Source organism: Nocardioides sp. (assembly GCF_035429765.1).
In the GTDB taxonomy this organism is placed as follows: Bacteria; Actinomycetota; Actinomycetes; order Propionibacteriales; family Nocardioidaceae; genus Nocardioides.
This window is the reverse complement of the sequence record NZ_DAOMFK010000153.1, coordinates 1-5,441: the sequence shown is the minus strand read 5'-3', so window position 1 is coordinate 5,441 and position 5,441 is coordinate 1. Positions and strand designations below refer to the sequence as shown.

Below are 5,441 nucleotides of genomic sequence, written 5' to 3'. Positions count from 1 at the left end.
TCGTCGGGTGCTCCGGCTTCGTCGGGTGCTCCGGCTTCGTCGGGTGCTCCGGCTTCGTCGGGTGCTCCGGCTTGGTCGGGTGCTCGGGGGTCGGTGCCAGCGCGGCGCAGTAGGCCTCGACGTACTCGGCGCCACCAGCCGCCTCGACGAGCGCGGCGAACGGCGGGGCCTGGTGCGCCTTTCCGTGGGTGGCCTTGTTGCCGGAGCCGTAGGCCTGGCAGAGGCCGTGCAGCGAGGCGGGTGCCGCCGACTCCGGGGCGGCCGGGTCCTCCGCGGCGTCTTCACCAGCCTCGTCGGAGGGGTCGGAGGGGTCGTCAACGGGGTCGGTCTCGCTGTCGCCGGGGTCCGGGTCGCCCGACGACGCGCCCTCGCCGGGCTCCTCGCTCCCCTCGGCGGCCACCGGGGTGGCCGGCTTCGACCAGGGTGCGTGGCCGCTCGCGGCCAGGGCGACACCGGTGGTCGCGAACAGCATGACCGCGATCGTGGCGACCAGAGTCTTCAGGGCGGCCATCCGGCCACGGGTGGTGGGGGGCACAGTCTCTCTCCTCGCGGTGGCAACAGGGTTCTCGAGGCGAGCACGGTGGAACATCGCCACGGTGGCGTCCTCCCGGGCCAGCTCGTCGGCCGTGCCGGGTCGGCGCGCTGCTTCCAGCGCCCGGCCCAACGGGCTGTCGTCGCCGGTCGTGCGGAGTAGCTCCTCGGCCCGGCGGCGGGTCGGGAATCGGTTCCATCGCATGCTCATCTCACCCCCTCAGCGCCGCGAGGCAGGAAGGTGTTACAGGTGGCCGGCGAGATCCTCTCGGCGGGCTGTCCACCCAGCTCGGCGGCCAGCCGCCGCAGACCTCGGTGCGACGCGACGCGCACGGCACCGGCCCGCTTGCCGAGGATGCGGGCGGCGGTCTCCGCGTCGAAACCGAGAACCGCGCGCAGCATGACCGCCTCGGCCTGGTCGCGGGGCAGCCGGCGTACCAGCTCGACAACGGCCTCGGTCGAGGCTGCGGCGAGGACCCGCCCCTCCACGTCATCCAGGTGCGGTGGCTCGGCGATCTCTCCGAGCCCCTGGACCACCTGGGGCCGACGGGAACGCCGCCGCAGGTGGTCCAGCGCGCGGTGCCGCCCGATCGTGGTGACCCAGCCCCGGAACCCGTCCGCGTCCCCGGAGAACCTCGACAGGTCGCGGAACGCCTGGGCCCAGGTCTCCGAGGCCACGTCGTCGGCCTCGTCCGGCCCGACGAGCACGGAGAGGTAGCGGACCAGGGGCGGGTGCACCTCGCGGTAGACGACCCGGAACGCGTCCTCGTCCCCGCACAGCATCCGCGGCACGGCCTCCTCCATGCCGGGGGAGCCGCCGGTCACGGGCACCGCCCTGCCCCGAGAGCACACATGGAGGAATCTTGCCAGCGGTGTCCGGCCCTCGCTGCGTTTCGCCGCGTCCGCCCGCACCGATAGTCCGCCGCGCAAATCATCATTTCGGCCCGGGAAATGATGAGAATCGCGGCGGACTATCGCAAGGGAGGGGTCAGGACTCCTGCATGGGGATGCGTACGCCGCGCTCGCGGGCCACCTCGGCGGCCCGGTCGTAGCCCGCGTCCACGTGCCGGATCACGCCCATGCCGGGGTCGTTGGTCAGCACCCGCTCGATCTTGGCCGCCGCGAGCGGCGTCCCGTCGGCGACGCACACCTGCCCGGCGTGGATGGAGCGCCCCATGCCCACCCCTCCGCCGTGGTGGATCGAGACCCACGACGCGCCCGAGGCGGTGTTGACCAGCGCGTTGAGCAGCGCCCAGTCGGCGATGGCGTCGGAGCCGTCGAGCATCGCCTCGGTCTCGCGGTACGGCGAGGCGACCGAGCCGCAGTCCAGGTGGTCGCGGCCGATCACGATCGGGGCCTTCAGCTCTCCGGAGGCCACCATCTCGTTGAACTTCAGGCCGGCGAGGTGCCGCTCGCCGTACCCCAGCCAGCAGATGCGTGCCGGCAGCCCCTGGTAGGCGACCCGCTCGCCGGCCATGGTGATCCACTTCCGCAGCCGCTCGTTGTCGGGGAACAGCTCGAGGATCGCGCGGTCGGTCGCGGCGATGTCGGCGGGGTCGCCGGAGAGCGCCGCCCAGCGGAAGGGGCCCTTGCCCTCGCAGAACAGCGGGCGGATGTAGGCCGGCACGAAGCCGGGGAACTCGAAGGCCCGGTCGTAGCCGCCCTTGCGGGCCTCGTCGCGGATCGAGTTGCCGTAGTCGAAGACCTCCGCCCCCGCGTCCTGGAACTCCACCATCGCCCGCACGTGGACGGCCATCGACTCGCGGGCCCGCTTGGTGAAGCCGGCCGGGTCCTCGGTGCGCTCCTTCTCCCAGTCCTCGAACCGGGTGCCGACCGGAAGGTAGAACAGCGGGTCGTGCGCCGAGGTCTGGTCGGTGACGATGTCGATGGGGGCGCCCTGCTCGAGCAGCGCGGGAACCATCTCGGCCGCGTTGCCGAGTACGCCGATGGACAGGGGGCGCTTCTCCTCACGCGCGGCGACGGCGAGCTCGAGGGCGTGCGCGAGCGAGTCGGCGCGAACGTCGAGGTAGCGGGTCTCCAGCCGGCGCTGGATCCGGTGCGGGTCGCACTCGATGCAGATCGCGACCCCGTCGTTCATGGTGACCGCCAGCGGCTGGGCGCCACCCATGCCGCCGAGGCCGGCGGTGAGGGTGATCGTTCCCGCCAGGGTGCCGCCGAAGCGCTTGTCCGCGACCGCGGCGAACGTCTCGAACGTGCCCTGGAGGATCCCCTGGGTGCCGATGTAGATCCACGACCCGGCCGTCATCTGGCCGTACATCGTCAGGCCCAGCTCCTCCAGGCGCCGGAACTCCTCCCAGTTGGCCCAGTCACCGACCAGGTTCGAGTTCGCGATCAGCACCCGGGGCGCCCACTCGTGGGTGCGCATCACGCCCACCGGCTTGCCGGACTGCACGAGCATCGTCTCGTCGTCCCTGAGCGTGCGCAGCGTGCGGAGCAGGGCGTCGTAGGCCTCCCAGGAGCGCGCGGCCTTCCCGGTGCCGCCGTAGACGACCAGGTCCTCGGGACGCTCAGCGTTGTCCGGGTCGAGGTTGTTCATCAGCATGCGCAGCGGCGCCTCGGTCTGCCACGAGCCGCAGGACAGCTCGGTGCCACGCGGGGCGTGGATGGGCAGGCGGGGGTTGGTGTTCATCAGTCCTCCTGGGGGGCGGCGTGGCCGTCGGCCCACACCTCGTCGATCTGGTGGATGAGACCGTCGCGGACGGTCAGGAAGCTGGCGACGTGGAACAGCGCCTCGTCGTTGAAGACCCGGGCCCGCACGACGGCCCGGTGGTCGGTGGCCACGATGTCCTCGGCCACGAAGCTCCAGCGGCCCGGGTAGTCGGCGTTGAAGGCGACCCACTCCGGGCCGGTGAACACCCGCCCGTCGTGGACGAAGGTAACCACGCAGTCCTCGGCGAGGAGCGTCTCCAGCCGCACCCAGTCGCGCCGGTCGACCAGGCTCGCGAACAGGTGGGCCACCGCCGCGGGCGAGGCGGTCATCGCAGCGCTCCCACCGTGTCCTCGACCGCAGCGAGCACGGCGCCGCTGCGCACCAGCTCGACGGCGGTCTCGATCTCGGGCGAGAGGTGCCGGTCGGGTCCGGGCCCCTCGATCCCGGCCGCGCGCAGCAGGCGGACGACGGCGCCGGTGCTCGGCGACGGCGTCAACGGGGCACGCAGGTCCATCGCCCGGGCGGCGGTGAGCACCTCGATGGCGAGCACCCGGGTCACCCCGTCCACCGCCCGCCGCAGCTTGCGGGCCGCCGACCACCCCATCGACACGTGGTCCTCCTGCATCGCCGAGGACGGGATCGAGTCGACCGAGGCCGGCACCGCGAGCCGCTTGAGCTCCGAGACGATCCCCGCCTGGGTGTACTGAGCGATCATGTGCCCGCTGTCCACGCCCGGGTCGCCGGCCAGGAAGGCGGGCAGCCCGTGGTTGCGGGTCCGGTCCAGGAACCGGTCGGTACGCCGCTCCGAGATCGACGCCAGGTCGGCGGCCACGACGGCGAGGAAGTCCAGCACGTAGGCGACCGGTGCCCCGTGGAAGTTGCCGTTGGACTCGACCCGGCCCTCCTCGGGGAGCACCACCGGGTTGTCGACGGCCGAGGCCAGCTCGCGGCCGGCGACCACCGCGGCGTACTCGACGGTGTCGCGGACCGCCCCGTGCACCTGCGGCGAGCAGCGCAGCGAGTAGGCGTCCTGGACCCGGTTGCAGTCCGGGCCGCGGTGGGAGGCCACCACAGCGGAGTCGCTCAGGATCGTGACCAGGTTAGCGGCGGACAACGCCTGCCCGGGGTGGGGCCGGAGCGCCTGCAGCTCGGGAGCGAAGGGGCGGTCGGTGCCGAGCTGGCCCTCCACCGACATGGCCGCCGCGATGTCGGCGGTGCGCAGCAGCATCCGCAGGTCGGTGATCGCGAGCACGAGCATGCCGAGCATGCCGTCGGTGCCGTTGATCAGCGCCAGTCCCTCCTTGGCGGCCAGCTCCACCGGCGAGAGCCCGGCAGCGGCCAGCGCGTCGGCCGCCGGGAGGAGCCGGCCGGAGGCGTCGCGGACCTCGCCCTCGCCGATCAGCGCCAGAGCGCAGTGGGCCAGGGGGGCCAGGTCACCGGAGCAGCCGAGTGAGCCGTACTCCCGCACCACCGGGGTGATGCCCGCGGTGAGCAGGTCGGCCATCAGCTGTGCGGTCTCGGGTCGTAGGCCCGTGTGCCCGGTGGTCTGCGTGGACAGCCGCAGCAGCATCAGCGCGCGAACCACCTCCCGCTCCACCTCGGGGCCGGACCCGGCCGCGTGCGAGCGCACCAGGGACCGCTGCAGCTGGGCCCGGAGCTCGGTGGGGATGTGCCGAGTGGCGAGCGCCCCGAAGCCGGTCGAGATGCCGTACGCCGGGGTCGGTGCCCCGGCCAGGTCGTCCACCACGGCGCGCGCCCGGCGTAGCGCAGCCAGCGCCTCGTCGGCGAGGCGCACGCCGGCGTCGTGCCGGGCCACCGCCACCACCTGCTCGAAGGACACCGGCCCCACACCCAGCGTCACGGTGCCCGTCGGTGACTGAGTCGTCGTCATGGCCCCCATTGCACCGTCCCGAGCAGTCCGCCACCAGAGGCCGGCAGGCACCCTCCGTCTCGGATCCGAGACCTTCCCGCCACCGGCCCGGAGGTCACCCCGAGGTGGCGTTCACCGCGGCCCTCCTGACGCATGCCCTCCGCCGAATCGGGCACCCCTCCTCGGTAGGTCCAGACCGGCCACGGTGGCCGGACCGGGTTGCCCACCGAGGAGGCAGGAGAGCATGAGTACGTCGCAGGTCGTCTGGCTGGTGGTTGCAGGGGTCGTGCTGCTGGTCGTCGCGGCGGTCGCCGTCTCGATTGCCCGCAGCCGCGCTTCGGCGCGACGCGTCGCGGGGAGCCGGGCCAG

At 73.1% G+C, this 5,441-nt stretch carries 5 protein-coding genes; all 5 read right to left on the bottom strand.

What is annotated here, in order from left to right; translation table 11 throughout:
* Positions 1-742, bottom strand: a 742-nt coding sequence (locus tag PLP61_RS12830) for a hypothetical protein (RefSeq protein ID WP_324503121.1), incomplete at its 3' end; no start/stop codon positions are given.
* Positions 739-1,356: an RNA polymerase sigma factor gene (locus PLP61_RS12825; RefSeq protein ID WP_324503120.1), complete on the bottom strand. Its 618-nt coding sequence runs from the start codon at positions 1,354-1,356 to the stop codon at positions 739-741. The genes PLP61_RS12830 and PLP61_RS12825, both read right to left, overlap by 4 nt.
* A gap of 163 nt (positions 1,357-1,519) precedes the next feature.
* Positions 1,520-3,181, bottom strand: coding sequence for a urocanate hydratase (hutU, locus tag PLP61_RS12820; RefSeq protein WP_324503119.1), 1,662 nt, complete (start codon positions 3,179-3,181; stop codon positions 1,520-1,522).
* A complete protein-coding gene (locus PLP61_RS12815) occupies positions 3,181-3,531 on the bottom strand; it encodes a nuclear transport factor 2 family protein (RefSeq protein ID WP_324503118.1) in 351 nt (116 codons plus the stop codon). The genes hutU and PLP61_RS12815 overlap by 1 nt, the downstream gene beginning before the upstream one ends.
* Positions 3,528-5,093: a histidine ammonia-lyase gene (gene hutH, locus PLP61_RS12810; protein ID WP_324503117.1), complete on the bottom strand. Its 1,566-nt coding sequence runs from the start codon at positions 5,091-5,093 to the stop codon at positions 3,528-3,530. The genes PLP61_RS12815 and hutH overlap by 4 nt, the downstream gene beginning before the upstream one ends.
* Between the last annotated feature and the right edge of the window lie 348 nt (positions 5,094-5,441).

Bases quoted from the DNA above. Each gene is read 5' to 3' on its own strand.
- PLP61_RS12815 (WP_324503118.1), bottom strand. From the start codon at position 3,531: ATGACCGCCTCGCCCGCGGCGGTGGCCCACCTGTTCGCGAGCCTGGTC.
- hutU (WP_324503119.1), bottom strand. From the start codon at position 3,181: ATGAACACCAACCCCCGCCTGCCCATCCACGCCCCGCGTGGCACCGAG.
- hutH (WP_324503117.1), bottom strand. From the start codon at position 5,093: ATGACGACGACTCAGTCACCGACGGGCACCGTGACGCTGGGTGTGGGG.